Genomic DNA, 15780 nt, shown 5'->3' with positions numbered 1-15780 from the left:
GCCCTGCATTATGGTCCGTGATCTTGTCGCGGCACTTAAGTTTTACATCGGTGTGCACGGGTTTTCCTGACCGTTAAAGCAGTCCGGCTACACCTTGTTGCATCACCGGCCCGGCGGTGCGTCTGACAGAGGTGGGTTGCGACTGAGAGATCGGTGAACAGATAATCAGTCCGGAATGCGATGATGTTGCCGCGGCCTGGACGCCGCTGGAACCGGACCTTGAGACACTGCCCGAAGAGCGGGTGAATGCGCCCTTTTGACCGGCCCTGCAGGATGCGCAAAGTTCACGCCAAAGCCCCCGATACCTGCCTGCTTCTTTACGCCACCGATATTCCCCCTTCCCCCTGAGCCCGGCAGACGGCTACAACGGGCGGCATGACCATTGATCAGATCATTCTCTTCACACTATTTGGCGCAGTGTTCGGGCTTTTGCTCTGGGGCCGCTTCCGATATGATATCGTTGCGTTTTCTGCGCTGATGATTGCCGTTGTCGTGGGGGTGGTGCCGACAAAAGACGCCTTTTCCGGCTTTGGTCATCCTGCGACCCTGATTGTGGCCCTCGTGCTGGTGGTATCCGCCGGCCTCGTCCGTTCAGGTGCGGTCTTTCTGATCACGCGCACGCTGGTCGATGCCTCGCGGAGCCTCGGCAGCCACATTGCCCTGATGGGGGCGATCGGCGGTGTGCTCTCGGCCTTCATGAATAACGTGGCCGCCCTGGCGCTGCTGATGCCGGTGGATATACAGACCGCACGCAAGGCCGGGCGCGTGCCGGGCCTGAGCCTGATGCCGCTGAGCTTTGCGACCATTCTGGGCGGCATGGCAACACTCATCGGGACACCGCCCAACATCATCATTGCAGCGATCCGCGAGGAATCGCTGGGCACGCCCTTTGCCATGTTCGATTTCGCGCCTGTCGGCGGGCTGGCGGCAATTGCCGGGCTGATCTTTGTTTCTTTCGTCGGCTGGCGACTGATCCCGCAACGACAGGATGCCTCGGCTCCCACCACCGATATCTCGCAGTATATCTCCGAACTCACCGTTCCCGACGGCAACAAACAGATCGGCAAACGCGTCGAGGAACTCACCGAAGCCGCAGATAAGGCCGATGTCGCCATCCTGGGCCTGATCCGCGACGGCGAGCGGCTTTATGGCCAGGCGCGCAACATAATCATCCGCGCCAATGACGCGCTGGTCCTCGAAGCGACCGCCGAGGCGCTTGATGAGTTCCGCACCAGTCTCAATCTGGCCGTGGCAGATGCAAAGCGCGAAGAGCTTCTCCGCGCCGACGGCGACGGCGTCGAGGTCATTGAAGTCGTTGTACCGGAAGATGCCCGCATCCGGGGAAAAACGGCGCAGTCCACAGGTCTTGCCTGGCGGCAGCGCTCTGTGCTGCTCGGGATCTCGCGGCAGGGCCGGCGGCTGACGAAAAACCTGCGCCAGACGCGTATCATGACCGGCGACATTCTGCTGCTGCTGGTGCCGCGCAATACCGGACCGGACGTGACCGACTGGATGGGGGCGCTGCCCCTCGCGGACCGCGGGCTGGCCGTTACCCAGAACCGAAAGGTCTGGCTCGCCATAGCGCTCTTTGGTGGCGCGGTTGCGGTTGCCAGTTTTGGTCTTGTCTATCTGCCGGTGGCTCTGGGGCTCGTAGTGGTGGCCTATGTGCTGTCCGGTATTGTGCCGCTGAGCGAGCTTTACGACCACATTAACTGGCCGGTGGTCGTCCTTCTGGGCTCGATGATCCCCCTCGGGGCCGCCCTTGAGACATCAGGTGGCACCGAACTGATTGCCGGCGCGCTGGTGACATGGACAAGCGGTCTTCCGGCCTGGGCGGTGCTGACCGTGCTGATGGTTGTCACGATGACGTTGTCGGATGTGCTCAACAACACTGCAACGACCATTGTTGCGGCACCTGTGGGCATTCAGATGGCCCAGACGCTGAGTGTCTCGCCGGACCCGTTTCTGATGGCTGTTGCGGTGGCGGCCTCAAGTGCATTCCTTACGCCGATCGGACACAAGAATAACACGCTGATCCTGGGGCCCGGAGGTTACCGGTTCAGCGATTACTGGCGCATGGGTCTGCCACTTGAGATTATCGTGGTAGCGGTATCGATCCCGGCGATACTGGTCTTCTGGCCGCTTTGAAGCGCCGCATGTCCTGACCGGCAAAGTGACGCGGGCTTGCTTTGCCGGCTTTATGCTCCGGACTGGCCGGAACCGGACCCGGCGCTTGTGTGTGCCGGTCCGGCGGGGTCGGATCAGGTCTCAGCCTCCGGAGACACCGGAATATGCGCTTATCAGTGCTAATTGGGAGAATACAAGGGCCCCGGACTGCGCCAGGGTGCACCCGGCGCAACTCGTTGTAAGTGCGGTTGAACCGGACGCGCTTTACACCGGCGGCTGTGATGCAGCGAACAATCGGTATCATCGGCTTTACCCTTCGTCAGTAACATCTGCTGATACCGTTAATGTGTGATCTCTCATGCGCTTGGGCAACGCGCTATCAGGTAGACCAGAGGCACGCTTGCCGCATAGCGGCATGGTCGTTGTCGGAACGGTCGTTGCACAGGCTTCGACAACGCTTCTTTAAGATATCCGCGCTACTGTATTTTCCGAAACCGGAGGCCCTGCCCTGACCCTTTATCGCCCTCAGCCACCTGCCCGTGCCGGGGCTTCACGTCACCGCCGCAAGCCCGCGCATGAAGTTACGGCAGAGTACGAAGACGCAGGGCTTTTCCGCAATGCGCTGTGTGATGTAATCGTCCGGCTGACACCTCAGATGCGTCGCAACGATCGCGGCGATCTGGTTGTGCGCGGCTTCGTCGACGAGAAATACGAGATAGATGTGCTCTTTGCCGGCCGCCGCACACGGGATGCGATCCCGATGGAGCGGCGTTTGCGCAGCCTCATCGCCGAGGCACGAAGGCTTAGGCCCGGGCAGGAAATTCCCCCCGACAGCGTCCGCCTGCCTGTGCGGGTCGAAGGTGCCTGGCGCAAGCGTCTTCAGCGCGACGCGTCGGGATGGGAGACCGGCACCCACCACCTCGTGGCCGCCCGCTGGGCAATGGAAGTACAGTCAGGAAGCGCCATGCAGTTCGGCGAACAGGTCATCGGTCGCGAAGGCCGGACAGGCACCCTGCCCCTTAAAGCGGCCAGATCAGCGGAATGATAAACGAAACCAGTACCGCCATGGACAGATTGAGCGGCAGGCCCACCCTGATAAAATCAGTGAACCGGTAGCCGCCTGGCCCGTAAACAAGCGTATTCGTCTGATACCCGATGGGCGTGGCGAATGCACAGGACGCCGCGATCATGACCGCGACAACAAGTGGTCTCGGGTCAAGCCCCAACGCCAGTCCGAGTCCGATGGCCAGCGGCGTCATGATGACCGCGACGGCATTGTTGGACACCAGCTCCGTCAGTGTCGAGGTCATCACGAACATCACCAGCACCACGACGGGCGGCGGCAAAAACTGCAGGCCAGGCGATACAGCGTCCACAATCAGGGCAACCGCGCCCGAATGCTGCAGCGCCGCCCCCACAGCCAGCATAGCGAAAATCAGCGCCAGCAGACGACCGTCGACAAACGAAAACGCCTCATCTGCATCAATGCAACCGGTCACGAGAACCAGCGCTACCGCGAGGACCGCAAGCAACAGAATGGGTGCCACATCCAGCGCCGCCAGTGCCACAATCGCCACAAGGGCCGCGATTGCGACGGGCGCATGCCGCCGGCGGTAAGCGCGCGCCGTGGGTGCGGCCACATCGACCATGTCCATATCGGTTGCCAGCCGCTGAATATCCTCCGGAGCGCCCTCAAGCAGCAACGTATCCCCGACGCGCACCACGAGATCTTCGAGCTGCCGGCCGATGTTCTGATTGCGGCGGTGCACCGCAAGCGTATAGACGCCGTAACGCCGGCGCAGGCGCAGCGAGCCCAGGTTGCGCCCGATCATTTTACACCCCGGTGTAATCAGCACCTCGACGGTCGCGGTTTCAACAGAGGATACCTGATCCACGGGGCGCACATCTTTACTGCTCTGCAGGCTCAGCAGTTCGGTCATCCGGGTGCGCAGCACAACTCGGTCACCGGTTTTCAGGGTCACCGCCTTAAGATTGCGCCGCAATGAATTGTCACCGCGCACCACATCAACCAGCCGTACCCCGTCCCGCTTGAAGAGCGGCACGTCCAGTGCCTCACTGTCGATCAGGCTGCTCTCGGGCGGGATGACGACTTCAGTGAAAAACTTCTTTTGTGAGGGGTCAGAGAGCATCGTCGCCATGCTGTCACGCTCGGGCAGCAACCGCGGTCCCAGCACCGTCATATACAAAAGTCCCCAGGCGCAGACCACCAGCCCGATCGGCATGATCTCAAAGATCGAAAACGGCGCAAGCCCCTCTGCACGGGCCACACCGTCCACCAGCAGGTTGGTCGATGTCCCGATCAGCGTAAGAGACCCCCCCATGATCGCGGCATAAGACAGCGGGATGAGCAGCTTTGAGGCTTTCGTCCCGAGCGTACGCGACAGCTGTACGACCACCGGGATCATCACAACGACAACAGGCGTGTTGTTCATAATCGCCGAGGCCCCCATGACCGACAAAATCACGCCGGCCACGGCGGATCGCGGATGCGTCCGGGCATAGCGTTCGGCAAGATTGGTCAGCACCACAAGCGCACCGGTACGCACCAGTGCCCCCATCACAATGAACATCGCAGCGATAGTCCAGGGCGCCGGGTTGGACAAAACCGCAAGCGCATTGTCATAGGGCAATACTCCCAGCGCCAGCATCAGCGCAGCACCCGCGATCGCCACGACCTCTGTGGGATAGGTTTCACGCACAAAAAGCGTGAACATCACCGCGACGACCCCGAGGGTTACAAGAGCGCCGGTGGTCTGAGAAAGCTCAATCAGCGGGGTCAATGGCGGGGTGTCCTGAAGGATATGCGCACAGGCTCCACTGTTGCGCTATTATCCGTCGGCCACAAGATCGCTTTTGCGACGCGGCTGTACCAGCCAGATCCCCGCAAACATCAGCGCCATTGCCGCCCAGATCCCCGGCGAATAGGTCTCGCCGAGAATAAGTTTTGCCCAGAAGACGCCAAAACCGGTCACCAGATAGCTGACCTGCACCGCATAGACCGGACCCGCACGGCCCACCATCCACACGTATCCGGCATAGACCAGCACATGGATCGCAGACCCCGCGATCAGCGCCTTGCCTTCGGGGGTGAACGCTGCGGCAGGCGGTATCCACTGTCCGGTCACGACGGCCACTGGCAGCATGATCACCGCCCCCATCAGCGAAGCACCGTAAAGAACCTGAAAAGCGTCAAGACCGGCGGTGCCGAACCTCGCCACAAGGTTGCCTTCAAGGCCATAACAAAGACTGGCAATCAGCGCGACGATGATCCAGAAAACCGACAGGTTCATGGCCTGTGCGCCGGGCACGGCAATTATCAGAACACCGGCAAGCCCGAGGCTCAGACCAGCGAGGCGCGGCAGGGAAAACCGGTCAAGCCCCATGGCCAGTGCGACCGGAAAGGCCAGCATTGGCACCATCGAAAGCAGCAGCGACAAGACCCCCGAAGGTAGATGCACCGCTGCCTGATAGGAGGTCGTGTTGGGCAGCACCGTCCCGATCATCAGCACCATCAGGCAAATGGCCAGTTGCGGGCGCGTCACGGGCAGCCTGGTGCCGCGGATCAGCCCGATCACCGACATCAGCACCGCGCCGATCACCAGCTGCCAGAAAATCAGGCCGAAATGCTGATATCCGGTGGACACGGCGATCTTGGTCAGTGGCAGGGTGATCCCCCAGCCCGCGCCCATGATTATGAGAACGGCGATGAAGAACGCGGCCTCCCGACGGCTGTGGCCTGTCACGGGGCCGCGGCCTGCAGCAGGCCTCCGTCACGCACCATCACAATCCTGGTCGCCATGCCGGTCCGGTCGTCAGTTTCGACATAAACACCCGAGAGGGTCGCATCACCGGTTGCGGGCGTAAAACGCTCTTTGGGCATCCCGGTCAGAAAGCGCCGCAGCGGTTCCTGTTTTTCCATGCCGATCACCGAATTATAATCGCCGCACATCCCCGCATCGGTCAGATAGCCGGTGCCCCGCGCCAGAATCATTGCGTCCGCGGTGGGCACATGCGTGTGGGTGCCCACAACAAGGCTCGCGCGGCCATCGCAAAAATGGCCCATCGCCATCTTTTCCGATGTCGCTTCACAGTGGAAATCAACCAGGATTGCGTGGGCCAGCCCGCCGGGCGGGTGGGACTTCAGCACTGGCTCCAGCGCCGAAAACGGATCGTCAAAGGGCCGTTTCATGAACACCTGACCCAGCGCCTGAGCCACCAGTACCTTGCGGCCGTTGCGCGCGGAGAAAAGCCGCGCGCCCTTGCCGGGCGCTGCCCTTGAGAAGTTCAGCGGCCGGATGATGCGCGGTTCCTGTTCGATGAACCGGAGCATGTCCTTCTGATCAAAGGCATGATCCCCGAGCGTCAGGCAATCTGCACCGGCCTCCAGCAACGCCTGAGCATGGGCGGCCGAAAGCCCCATGCCCGATGTTGCGTTTTCCGCGTTCACAACGATAAAATCGAGCTTCCACGCATCGCGCAGCCGTGCCAGATTTTCGCACACGGCACGGCGGCCCGCGCGCCCCATCACATCACCAAGGAACAGAATTTTCATGAGGAGGATGGGTAGGGCGGCCAGGCATCCACGGCAAGGGAAAAGATGCTCGAGCCTTGCGCGGCGCATCACCAACAGAACAACCGGACCGGTCCGGCCGGTGGAACAGGATGATAAATATGACCTGGAAGCAGATTGAAGACGCAGGCGGCGTGGCCGTCATCACCGGCGGCGCAAGCGGTGTGGGCCTTGCGGCAGCCCGGTACCTGGCACAACGCGGGTTTGACCTGTTGCTTGCAGATATCAGCGCGGATGCATTGGGTAAAGCGGCCGCCTCGCTGCGCGCAGACAACCAGCGCGTTGAAACCGCCGTGACAGATGTCGCCCGTGCTGAGGATCTCGGTGCCCTTGCTGATCAGGCGTTCGCAATGGGGCCGGTCGCCGTGCTGATGAACAATGCAGGCATTGCGATGCCCAGCAGCACGCTCGAAATCAGTGACGCCTGGCGACAGATTATCGATGTGAATTTCTACGGCATCCTGAACGGCGTTCAGTCATTCGTGCCCCGCCTGATCGCAGCCGACCGACCCGCCGCCATTATCAACACAGGCTCCAAACAGGGGATCACTACCCCGCCCGGAAATCCGGCTTATAACGTCAGCAAGGCTGCGGTAAAGGTGCTGACCGAACAGCTCGCTCATGAACTTCGCGAAGCCGGCGCGCTGGTAGATGTGCATCTTTTTGTGCCGGGCTTCACCTATACAGGGATGATTGCGCAGATAATGCCTGAAAAGCCGCCAGCGGCCTGGACCAGTGAGGAATGCGTGGACTGGCTCTTTGACCGGATCGCGAACGGAGATTTCTATGTCCTTTGTCCCGACAACAGTGTGACCCCGGCACTTGATGCGCGACGGGTGCTCTGGTCTGCCGGTGATGTTACCGAAAACCGGCCTGCCCTGTCGCGCTGGCATCCGGACTGGGCCGCGCAGTTTGCAGAGTTTGAAAAAGATGCCGGGGCTTAAGCCCGCAGATCAATCACGTCCCGCTCGGTGACAATCAGATCAAGCGGCTGGTCGGTCGGCTCCAGCGGCAGGCCATTCGCCTGCTGAGCTGTATAGGCAAATCCGACGGCCAGTGTAGCCCGGCGCGCGCGCAACTGTTCAAGCGTCCGGTCATAGTACCCGCCACCATAGCCCAGGCGCCCGCCCTGCAGATCGAACGCGACCAGCGGCACGATCAGGATTTCCGGCTCGAAATAGTCGCAGTCTGCGGGGATCACAGCCCCGAAGGCACCTTTGATCATCACGGTATCCGGCTCCCAGCGGGCAAAGAGCAGCGGCTCGCCTGCCCCTGTAATCACAGGCACCCCGACCGGACCGTGAGCGCTGGCCTCTTCCATCGCGGGCCGTGGATCGATCTCTGTCCGGATCGCCATATACCCCGCCAGCGGCACGCCGCGATAACCGGCGAGCAGTTCAGATAGGCGCGCAGCCCCCGTGCCGGTATCAATCGCGTGGGCCGCTTTGCGGCGGGCAAAACCCTCTTGTCGCGCGGTGGCTTTGATCGCGGCCATATCCGCCGTCACAACAGCACCAGCACCGCCAGCCCGAGAAAGGCAAAGAAACCAACCACATCCGTCACCGTCGTCACAAAAGCGCCTGAGGCCAGGGCCGGGTCGACACCCACGCGCTCCAGAATGACCGGGATTACCGTACCGGCGAGCCCCGCCACGACCAGATTGATCACCATGGCCGTGGCAATGACATAACCCAGTTGCGGCGAGCCGAACCAGATAAAGCCGACGATACCCATGATCACCGCAAAAATCAGCCCGTTGATCAGCCCCACCAGCACTTCCCGCCGGATCACGCGCCAGACGTTGGCACCGGTCAGGTCCTTGGTTGCAATCGCACGCACCGCCACAGTCAGCGACTGGGTGCCGGCATTGCCCCCCATCGAGGCCACGATCGGCATCAGAACGGCGAGCGCCACAATCTGCGCCAGCGCCACTTCAAACTGCGCGATCACCAGCGAGGCGGCAATTGCCGTCACCAGATTGACCGCAAGCCAGGGCAGACGCTGTTTTGTGGTCTCGACCACACGGTCCGACAAAGAGCCCTCGCCGACGCCGGCGAGCCGCAGGATATCTTCTTCGTGCTCTTCATCCAGCACGGCCATCGCGTCATCGATTGTAATCACCCCGATCAGTCTGCCCTCGTCGTCAACGACAGGTGCTGAAATCAGGTGATACTGGTTGAAAGCATAAGCGACATCGGATTCTTCCTGCGTCGCGGGAATGACGCGAAAGGTTTCTTCCTTCAGATCCATAAGCTTTGTGGCTCTTTTGGAGCGCATCAGCTTGCCAAGGGTCACGTTGCCTACCGGGTGCAGGCGCGGATCAACGATGACGATATGATAAAACTGGTCAGGGAGCTCTTCTTCCGGTGTGGCGCGCAGAAAATCAATCGCCTCACCCACGGTCCAGTGCTCAGGCGCCATGACGACTTCGCGCTGCATCAGACGCCCGGCTGAATACTCCGGATAGCCCAGCGCCTGGCGCACCGCAACGCGGTCGGCATCTTCAAGCGCTTCGAGAATGGCTTCCTGCTGTTCGCCTGCAAGATCCTCAACAAGATCGACGACATCGTCGCTATCCATGTCGCGGATCGCCTGGTTCAGCACCTGCGGCGTCAGAACCGAAATGACCTCTTCGCGGATCGCCTCATCCAGTTCTGACAGGATCTCACCGTCAAACTCCCGGTCGTACAGGCGGATAAGCCGCGTCCGGTCAAAGGCATTAATCTGTTCAAGAAGGTCAGCGATGTCGGCCGCATGCAGCGGCTCCATCAGCTCAGTGAGCTTTTCGCGATCCTCGATATCAACGGCGTAAAGGATGGCTGCGATTGCTTTAGGGCCCAGAAGATAGGCCTCGTCTTCCACCTCCGCTTCGATCTGCCCGGTCTCGTCCGACATGCCGCGCCTCCTCTTTTGCCAGACAATAGGGGCCGGCCATGACGGATACAATGGCCCCCGGCTCTGACGTTGCCCTGACCTCTGACTGCGCCTAAAAAGGAACCATGAGCAGCACCAATCTCCTTCTGGGAATGACCTTCGGGGCCACCGGAAACCCGTTTCTCGTCCCGCATGACGAGGTTATTTCGATTAATACCCGGGGCGGCGTGCTGCTGCGTGACGGAAAGGTCGCCGAAACCGGAGACGCCGACGACCTGCGCGCCCGTCATCCGGATGCCTGCGTGACAGACTACGGCGGTCATCTGATCTGCCCGGGGTTTATAGACGCGCATGTGCATTACCCGCAGACCGCCATCATCGCGAGCTGGGGCAAACAGCTGATCGACTGGCTGAATACCTATACTTTCCCTGAGGAAATGCGGCTGAGTGATCCGGATTTTGCGCGTCAGACTGCAGACCGGTACCTCGATCTTACCCTCGCACACGGGACCACCACCGTTGCATCCTACTGCACCATCCATCCGCACAGCGTGGATGCGTTCTTTGAGGCAGCTCTGGTGCGCGGACTGCGGGTTGTGGCCGGCAAAACCTGTATGGACCGTAACGCGCCGCCGGACCTTCGGGATACCGCTCAATCCGCATATGACGACAGCAAGAGGCTGATTGAGAGGTGGCACGGCAAGAGGCGTCTCGCCTATGCGATCACGCCGAGGTTTTCGCCCACCTCGACGCCGGACCAGCTTTCAGCGCTTGGTGCGCTGTGGGCGGAGCATCCGGACTGCCTGATGCAGACGCATCTGTCAGAGCAGCCCGCGGAGATTGAATGGGTAAAGGGCCTCTTTCCGCAGGCACGCGATTATCTGGACACCTATGAGGCCCACGGGCTTCTTGGTGCGCGTGGCGTATACGGCCACGCCATCCATCTGGAAGCGCGCGAAACTGACCGGATTGCCGGGACCGGTGCCGCACTTGTGCATTGCCCGACATCCAACACGTTCATCGGCTCGGGACTGATGGATGTCGCAGGCCTTGCGGCACGGGGAATACCACTGGGGCTGGCAACCGATACGGGGGGCGGGTCGTCCTTTTCGATGCTGCGCACAATGGCTGCGACATACGAAATTTCCCAGTTGCGCGGCACCGCGCTGCACCCGGCGCAGCTTTTGTGGCTGGCGACGGCGGGCTCCGCACGAAGCCTGCATCTTGATGATCGCATAGGGCGGATCGCTCCAGGCCTGGAGGCCGATCTCACAGTGCTCGACCTTGCGTCGACACCCGCAATTGCGCAACGCCATGCCCGTGCGGAGGATATCTGGGAGGCTGTTTTTCCGACGCTTATGATGGGAGATGATCGCGCAATCGCTGACGTCTGGACAGGCGGGATGCGCCAGTCAGACCGCTGATCTAACAGGGCTGCGCCAGCACCATCACCCAGAACCGCCCGGGTCCTTCAACCAGAGCAAACTCACGGACGTCGCGCAGCAGCATATTTCGCCGGTGACCCGGAGAAGCCGCCCACCCGTCCATCACCTCGTAAAGGCTGCGCTGCCCCTGTGCGATGTTTTCGGCAATGTAGCACCACTTGTAGCCGGTACGGGAAACCCGCTGGCCGATGTCGGATCCGTCACTGCCGGTATGGCTGAAAAACCCGTTCTCCAGCATGTCGCGCGCGTGGCCCGCCGCTGCCTGTTCCAGCCTGTCCGACCAGCCTATTGCAGCCCGGCCCTGATCAGCGCGGAACTGGTTGAGCACCCGCACGGCCTCATCACCGGCCCACAGTGCCTGCGCCGACAAAAGCAGAATGAAAAGGGTCACAATGGGCTTCACAAAGCCTCCTGCAGGCCGCGCGCCATAGTGTTTTGTTTGCGTACCAGCGCGGCAAGGTCAAGCGTCGTCAATTGCCCGCCGCGCACGACTTCGCGTCCCTCGACAAAAAGATCGCGCACGGTATGCGGCCCGGCAAGCAGCAACGCCGCCGGATCCCAGCTGCCCGCACTTTCGATACCGGAAACATCCCAGACCGCAATATCTGCGCGGGCGCCCACCTCGAGCCGGCCGCACTCCGGGCGCCCGAGGATATCGGCACCGCCGCGTGTTGCAATCTCCAGCGCCTCGCCGGGACTCATGGCGTCCGCGCCCCGCGCCACGCGCTGCAGCAACATCGCCTGGCGCGCTTCGGCGACAAGATTACCGGCGTCGTTGCTTGCCGACCCGTCGACGCCGAGGCCGACAGGCACGCCCGCATCGCGAATGGCCCGCACCGGCGCTATGCCGCTCCCGAGCCGGCAGTTGGAGCAGGGGCAATGCGCCACACCTGTGCCCGTACGCGCGAAAAGCGCAATTTCTTCGGGATCGAGGCGCACACAATGCGCATGCCAGACATCCGGTCCGACCCAGCCCAGTTCTTCGGCATATTGTCCGGGCCTGCACCCGAACTGCGCCAGGGAATAAGCAATATCCTCTTCGTTTTCAGCAAGATGCGTGTGCATCATCACGCCCTTGTCGCGCGCAAGGAGGGCAGCATCGCGCATCAGCTCACGGCTCACCGAGAAAGGTGAACAGGGCGCGACACCAACCCGGCACATCGACCCGGGCGACGGATCGTGAAAGGCGTCGATGACACGGATACAGTCTTCGAGCACCGCAGTTTCGGTTTCTGTCAGATCATCGGGCGGCAGGCCGCCGGCAGATACACCGATGCTCATTGCTCCGCGCGTCGGCTGGAATCTGAGGCCGGTTTCCGCCGCCGCGTGGATCGTATCATCAAGACGTGCCCCGTTGGGGTACAGGTACAGATGGTCGGAGGTCAGCGTGCATCCCGAAAGCGCCAGTTCGGCCATCCCCACCTGAGCCGAAGTGAAGAAATGATCTGGCGTAAACTTCGCCCAGATCGGATACAGCGCCTGTAACCAGCCGAAAAGAAGCGCGTTCTGACCAGCTGGTACGGCCCGGGTCAGCGTTTGATAAAGATGGTGGTGCGTGTTCACGAGGCCCGGTGTGACAAGGCACCCCGAGACATCGGTGACGGGCAGACCATCTGCGTTTTCCGGGCCCACTTCCGCGATCACACCGTCACGAATGACAAGGTCGGCATTCTGCAGGACCCGGCGGGTGGAATCCATAGTGATAAGATGTGCTGCACCGCGCAGGATCAGGCTGCTCACAGCGGTGCGTCTTTCAGAATGGCCAGCGCTTCCGCATGGATCTGCGGGTTCGCGGCCGCGAGCGCCCGGCCCCCGTTATGAGCGGGACCGCCCTGCCAGTCCGTAACCATGCCACCTGCCGCCGTAATGAGTGCCACGGGCGCCTGAATATCATAGTGGTTGAGGCCAGCCTCAATCACGAGGTCAATCTGACCCGCCGCAAGAAGAGCATAAGCATAGCAGTCCATGCCATACCGCGTGAGACGCGCCTGCCTCGCAACCGCCCGGAATGCAGCGCCTTCGTCTTCGGACCCGACCTCCGGAAAAGTTGTGAAGACGGTCGCCTGCGCCAGCCCGCGCGGCGGAAGGGTGCGCAGACTGACGGATCCCTGTGGGCCCGTCATCTGTGCGATGCCTCCGGTGCCGGTAAACCGCTCACCGATATAGGGCTGGTCGATCAGGCCGTAGAAGGGACCTTCCTCATCCGAGCACGCGATCAGAACACCCCACGTCGGTGTACCGCTGATGAACCCGCGGGTGCCGTCAATCGGATCAAGGACCCAGGTCAGACCGCTCGTTCCGGACGATGTGCCGTATTCCTCACCAAGTATTGCATCGTCAGGGCGTTCCCGTGCGAGAATATCCCGCATGGCACGCTCCGCCGCCCGGTCTGCTTCGGTGACCGGATCAAATCCGTCGGTAAGCTTATTATCGGAGGCCAGTCCGCTTTTGCGAAAGAACGGCAGGATCGTTTCTCGCGCAGCATCAGCAAGAAGCTGCGCCACGCGGTCTGTATCCTTTACGTCGTGAAGAGACTTGTCAGCAGATGTCATACACCGATACCTGCCACCCGCGCCCGGACCCTGCAAGCCTCAAGCGCAGCTTCAGCGGCGCCTCAGGCGACGTCGCTGAGCACCCGGGCAAGTTCAAAGAGGCGCCGGCGCTGATTTTCAGGAATAGCGTAATACGATCGGACGAGATCCATGGCCTCTTTATCGCCCATCATATCAACCGGCACCGTATCTGTTTCACGGCTCTCGGGTGCACCTGATTTAAGGCCTTCAAAGAAGAAGGCGACGTCCACTTCAAGTGCATCAGCAATATCCCAGAGCCGGGAGGCGCTTACCCGGTTGGCACCGGTTTCATATTTCTGAATTTGCTGGAATTTGATACCAACACACTCCGCGAGTTTCTGCTGTGTCATCCCCACCAGCCAGCGACGCTGACGGATACGCTTACCTACATGTACATCTACGGCATGTGCCATTCGGTTTTCCCTGTTTCTGGCCGGATAACACCGGGCCGGGGCGGTGGATTATCGCCGAAAACAACGGCACCGCCACAAACTTGTTACAATTGCAGATCATATTGAAAACCTTTCTCGGATCAATAAAAATCCATGAATTCACCCGAAGGTTGCGTTGTTTCAGAGGCCGTTTCCGCCCGGTTCTGTTGCAAAAAAATGACATTTTTCGTCTCAATAACAGCGCTTGCAGCAGCCTCAGATCGTCGGTCATCTCCTCACTTCTGCTGATTATCGTTTCTTTCTGTACACTTGAAGGTTGTATCCGTAGTAATACTGAGTCCTTAAGGCAACCTTACGTCAACTGTGCGATAATGCAGGCCAATGCCCGCAATATCGCACATATAAACGGCGGTTCAGAACCCTTTTTCTGAATGATTATTCAATTATCAAAGCCTGCAAATCTTTCCGCGCGCAAACCGGGACCCGGAGACCTGCCAGCAGCCCTCAGGCGTTCACGGCGCGCAGCTTTGCGCCTTCTGTACCGGCGAAGGCCCGGCGCAAAAAGCCGGCGAGCGTGTCATGCACAAGACCTTTACCCGACTGAGCACCATAAAGGTTAATCATCTGTTCAGGCAGGTCCGGCAAGGTTCCGTTATGATCGATCCGTTCAAGATGCGGCGGCTCGGTTCCTTCGATCATCGTATGCACTGCCAGATCAGCACTCACGGTGGCCTCGATCGTTCTGTCACTTTCCGTTTCGACGATGACACTCCACGGGATCCCGGCAGTATCCAGCGCTTCGACGACACGGGGGCGAAAGGTACACTGCCGGCCGAAGGCCAGACGCAGCGGGGTGTGCCGCCATGCCGTCCCGCCAGGTGCGCCGATCCAGCGCAAAGGCTTGTGGCAGAGCGTTTCAGACCCCGGATCCGCAGAAGTCTCTGTCGTCAGGATCAGATCACATTCTCCCTTGCCAAACTGATCTTTGAGCGCCCGCGTATAAGACGAAACAAGATGGACGCGCATCCTCGGAAAAGCTGTGTTGAACTGCTTCAGAACCTGAGGAATAGCCGGATAAACGATATCATGCGGCACCCCCAGCACGATTTCGCCCTCGTATTCCTGATCGGTCAGACGGCTGATCACCTCGTCGTTCAGCGCAACCATGCGCCGCGCATAGACGAGCAACTGCTCTCCCGATGCCGTCAGCGCAATCGTTCGCCCGGACCTGTCGAGCAGATCAACGTTAAGAATTTCCTCCAGCCGTTTGAGCTGCATCGAGACGGCTGACTGCGTGAGATGCAGAAAACCCGCAGCACGTGTCACGCCGCCGGCATCCGCCACCGCCACAAAAGACCGTAAGGTCGTAACGTCAAGATTTCTCATATCACCATCCGTGATGCTTAGGCCAACAAACATTCGTTTTAAATATGAACCACGCGGTGTCACATATATCAAGCAAAATGATGAAACAGACTTAAATCATCACACAACTGGAAAGGATATTCTCCCATGTCCCTGATCGACACAATGACCCGCCCGGCCCGACACGCCCGTACCCGCACCTCGCTGCGCACCCGTCTTGACCTGTGGCGCTCCCGCCGCGCGCTGGCCCGTCTCGATGCGGCCGCACTGCACGATATCGGCGTCTCTCAACGAGCCGCAAAGAAAGAGGCCCGCCTGACCGTCTGGGATGTGCCGGAAAGCTGGAAAAACCTTTAGTATGGCGGCTCTGCAGGCGCCTGAAGCGCAGGAATGGACCTCTGGTTAACCATTTC

General features: G+C 60.6%; 15 protein-coding genes. 5 read left to right on the top strand and 10 right to left on the bottom strand.

The features are described from left to right. The first annotated feature begins 375 nt into the window (after positions 1-375). On the top strand, positions 376-2148 hold the full coding sequence (locus tag Q0M35_RS04065; protein WP_295312911.1) for an SLC13 family permease: 1773 nt from the start codon (positions 376-378) through the stop codon (positions 2146-2148). 634 nt (positions 2149-2782) lie between these two features. Further along, entirely contained in the window at positions 2783-3172 is a 390-nt protein-coding gene (locus tag Q0M35_RS04060; protein ID WP_295312909.1) for a hypothetical protein, read from the top strand. Here the strand turns inward: Q0M35_RS04060 and Q0M35_RS04055 are convergent. Genes Q0M35_RS04055 through Q0M35_RS04045 form a run of 3 tightly spaced genes read right to left on the bottom strand, consistent with a single transcriptional unit; the run spans position 3147 to position 6700 of the window. Continuing rightward, positions 3147-4928, bottom strand: coding sequence for an SLC13 family permease (locus tag Q0M35_RS04055; RefSeq protein WP_295312907.1), 1782 nt, complete (start codon positions 4926-4928; stop codon positions 3147-3149). The two genes, Q0M35_RS04060 and Q0M35_RS04055, sit on opposite strands and share 26 nt — an antisense overlap. A 48-nt stretch (positions 4929-4976) precedes the next feature. Further along, complete coding sequence (locus tag Q0M35_RS04050) at positions 4977-5891, bottom strand: DMT family transporter (RefSeq protein WP_295312905.1); 915 nt, start codon at positions 5889-5891, stop codon at positions 4977-4979. Then, positions 5888-6700, bottom strand: coding sequence for a TIGR00282 family metallophosphoesterase (locus tag Q0M35_RS04045; protein ID WP_295312898.1), 813 nt, complete (start codon positions 6698-6700; stop codon positions 5888-5890). The genes Q0M35_RS04050 and Q0M35_RS04045 overlap by 4 nt, the downstream gene beginning before the upstream one ends. Positions 6701-6819: 119 nt before the next feature. Here Q0M35_RS04045 and Q0M35_RS04040 point away from each other — a divergent pair, with 119 nt between their 5' ends. Further along, positions 6820-7662 carry an SDR family NAD(P)-dependent oxidoreductase gene (locus Q0M35_RS04040; RefSeq protein ID WP_295312891.1) on the top strand — a complete coding sequence of 281 codons (843 nt, stop codon included), beginning with the start codon at positions 6820-6822 and terminating at the stop codon, positions 7660-7662. Here the strand turns inward: Q0M35_RS04040 and Q0M35_RS04035 are convergent. Both Q0M35_RS04035 and mgtE read right to left on the bottom strand, forming a co-directional pair. Continuing rightward, the gene (locus tag Q0M35_RS04035) at positions 7659-8213 is read right to left on the bottom strand and encodes a 5-formyltetrahydrofolate cyclo-ligase (protein WP_295312883.1); all 555 of its coding nucleotides are present in this window, start codon (positions 8211-8213) and stop codon (positions 7659-7661) included. The genes Q0M35_RS04040 and Q0M35_RS04035 overlap by 4 nt on opposite strands. An 8-nt stretch (positions 8214-8221) precedes the next feature. Next, complete coding sequence (gene mgtE, locus Q0M35_RS04030) at positions 8222-9613, bottom strand: magnesium transporter (RefSeq protein ID WP_295312876.1); 1392 nt, start codon at positions 9611-9613, stop codon at positions 8222-8224. Between the two features lie 104 nt (positions 9614-9717). Between mgtE and guaD the strand changes: the two genes are divergently transcribed. Then, positions 9718-11016: a guanine deaminase gene (guaD, locus tag Q0M35_RS04025; RefSeq protein WP_295312861.1), complete on the top strand. Its 1299-nt coding sequence runs from the start codon at positions 9718-9720 to the stop codon at positions 11014-11016. A gap of 1 nt (position 11017) precedes the next feature. On the opposite strand, the gene Q0M35_RS04020 is transcribed toward guaD, so the two are convergent. From Q0M35_RS04020 to Q0M35_RS04000, 5 genes are all read right to left on the bottom strand, one after another. After that, positions 11018-11440, bottom strand: a complete 423-nt coding sequence (locus Q0M35_RS04020) for a CAP domain-containing protein (RefSeq protein WP_366519636.1) — start codon at positions 11438-11440, stop codon at positions 11018-11020. Next, on the bottom strand, positions 11437-12777 hold the full coding sequence (locus tag Q0M35_RS04015) for an 8-oxoguanine deaminase (RefSeq protein WP_295312855.1): 1341 nt from the start codon (positions 12775-12777) through the stop codon (positions 11437-11439). The genes Q0M35_RS04020 and Q0M35_RS04015 overlap by 4 nt, the downstream gene beginning before the upstream one ends. Continuing rightward, positions 12774-13589 carry a histidinol-phosphatase gene (gene hisN, locus Q0M35_RS04010; protein WP_295312848.1) on the bottom strand — a complete coding sequence of 272 codons (816 nt, stop codon included), beginning with the start codon at positions 13587-13589 and terminating at the stop codon, positions 12774-12776. The genes Q0M35_RS04015 and hisN overlap by 4 nt, the downstream gene beginning before the upstream one ends. 62 nt (positions 13590-13651) lie before the next feature. Then, positions 13652-14023 (bottom strand): helix-turn-helix transcriptional regulator, encoded by a 372-nt coding sequence (locus tag Q0M35_RS04005; RefSeq protein ID WP_295312832.1) that lies wholly within the window; start codon positions 14021-14023, stop codon positions 13652-13654. Positions 14024-14506: 483 nt separating this feature from the next. Then, positions 14507-15388, bottom strand: coding sequence for a LysR family transcriptional regulator (locus tag Q0M35_RS04000; RefSeq protein ID WP_295312825.1), 882 nt, complete (start codon positions 15386-15388; stop codon positions 14507-14509). A gap of 126 nt (positions 15389-15514) precedes the next feature. On the opposite strand from Q0M35_RS04000, the gene Q0M35_RS03995 reads away from it, so the two are divergent. Further along, positions 15515-15724, top strand: a complete 210-nt coding sequence (locus tag Q0M35_RS03995; protein ID WP_295312819.1) for a DUF1127 domain-containing protein — start codon at positions 15515-15517, stop codon at positions 15722-15724. Positions 15725-15780: the final 56 nt, after the last annotated feature.

This window comes from Roseobacter sp., from assembly GCF_024639605.1.
Lineage (GTDB): Bacteria > Pseudomonadota > Alphaproteobacteria > Rhodobacterales > Rhodobacteraceae > Roseobacter.
The sequence above is the reverse complement of the archived record's forward strand: the minus strand, read 5'-3'. Positions and strand labels throughout refer to the sequence as shown.

Excerpts from the sequence above, each read along its gene's own strand:
- Q0M35_RS04065 (WP_295312911.1), top strand. The coding sequence starts at position 376 with ATGACCATTGATCAGATCATTCTCTTCACACTATTTGGCGCAGTGTTC.
- Q0M35_RS04060 (WP_295312909.1), top strand. The coding sequence starts at position 2,783 with ATGCGTCGCAACGATCGCGGCGATCTGGTTGTGCGCGGCTTCGTCGAC.
- Q0M35_RS04045 (WP_295312898.1), bottom strand. The coding sequence starts at position 6,700 with ATGAAAATTCTGTTCCTTGGTGATGTGATGGGGCGCGCGGGCCGCCGT.
- Q0M35_RS04040 (WP_295312891.1), top strand. The coding sequence starts at position 6,820 with ATGACCTGGAAGCAGATTGAAGACGCAGGCGGCGTGGCCGTCATCACC.
- Q0M35_RS04035 (WP_295312883.1), bottom strand. The coding sequence starts at position 8,213 with ATGGCCGCGATCAAAGCCACCGCGCGACAAGAGGGTTTTGCCCGCCGC.
- mgtE (WP_295312876.1), bottom strand. The coding sequence starts at position 9,613 with ATGTCGGACGAGACCGGGCAGATCGAAGCGGAGGTGGAAGACGAGGCC.
- guaD (WP_295312861.1), top strand. The coding sequence starts at position 9,718 with ATGAGCAGCACCAATCTCCTTCTGGGAATGACCTTCGGGGCCACCGGA.
- hisN (WP_295312848.1), bottom strand. The coding sequence starts at position 13,589 with ATGACATCTGCTGACAAGTCTCTTCACGACGTAAAGGATACAGACCGC.
- Q0M35_RS04005 (WP_295312832.1), bottom strand. The coding sequence starts at position 14,023 with ATGGCACATGCCGTAGATGTACATGTAGGTAAGCGTATCCGTCAGCGT.
- Q0M35_RS04000 (WP_295312825.1), bottom strand. The coding sequence starts at position 15,388 with ATGAGAAATCTTGACGTTACGACCTTACGGTCTTTTGTGGCGGTGGCG.
- Q0M35_RS03995 (WP_295312819.1), top strand. The coding sequence starts at position 15,515 with ATGTCCCTGATCGACACAATGACCCGCCCGGCCCGACACGCCCGTACC.